The sequence below is a fragment of the Pseudomonas putida genome (assembly GCF_004357765.1).
GTDB lineage: Bacteria > Pseudomonadota > Gammaproteobacteria > Pseudomonadales > Pseudomonadaceae > Aquipseudomonas > Aquipseudomonas putida_U.
In genome coordinates this window covers 1-714 of sequence record NZ_SMTE01000084.1, presented here as the reverse complement: position 1 = coordinate 714, position 714 = coordinate 1, and the positions used below count along the sequence as shown (strand labels likewise).

1 protein-coding gene is annotated in these 714 nt (G+C 61.2%); it reads left to right on the top strand.

Translation table 11 applies throughout. The features are described 5' to 3' along the window. Nucleotides 1-42: 42 nt before the first annotated feature. Complete coding sequence (gene ompA / locus E2H86_RS25655) at nt 43-699, top strand: outer membrane protein OmpA (RefSeq protein ID WP_004629211.1); 657 nt, start codon at nt 43-45, stop codon at nt 697-699. Nucleotides 700-714 lie beyond the last annotated feature (15 nt).

The window sequence follows — 714 nt, the reverse complement described above, 5'->3', positions numbered from 1 at the left end:
GCTCGCAGTCTTCTGCGGTGATCTCATCCTGAGAGGAGAAATATGAAAAAATTTGCCAAGCTCGCGTTCGCTGCAGCTGCGGTAGCCATGGCTGCGTCCGCTTACGCTCAGTCGGTGCCCTACGAAAAGAAGGCCGTCAACGACAACTGGGGTAACGGCACGAGCGAGTGGGTCTGGAAGAACGGCACGAACGAACTGTGCTGGCGCAACGGCTTCTGGACGCCGGCAACCGCCAACGCTCAGTGCGACGGCGCTCTGGCCCCGGCTGCTGCTCCGACCGCTGCTCCGGCTGCTCCGGCTGCTCCGGTTGTGTCGAGCGAAAAGGTTACGTTCGCTGCTGACACCCTGTTCGATTTCGACAAGGCTGTGCTGAAGCCGGAAGGCAAGGCCAAGCTGGACGACCTGGTCTCGAAGCTGAATGGCATCAACCTGGAAGTCGTGATCGCCGTTGGCCACACCGACTCGTTCGGTTCGGACAAGTACAACGACCGCCTGTCGGTCCGTCGTGCTGAAGCCGTCAAGGGCTACCTGGTCAGCAAGGGCATCGAAGCCAACCGTGTCTACACGGAAGGCAAGGGCAAGCGCCAGCTGAAGGTTGATCCGAAGTCGTGCAAGGGCGCTCGCAAGGCACAAATCGCCTGCCAGCAACCGAACCGCCGCGTGGACGTCGAAGTGGTCGGCACCCGCAAGGCTCAGTAAGTCGGTTCACACCGG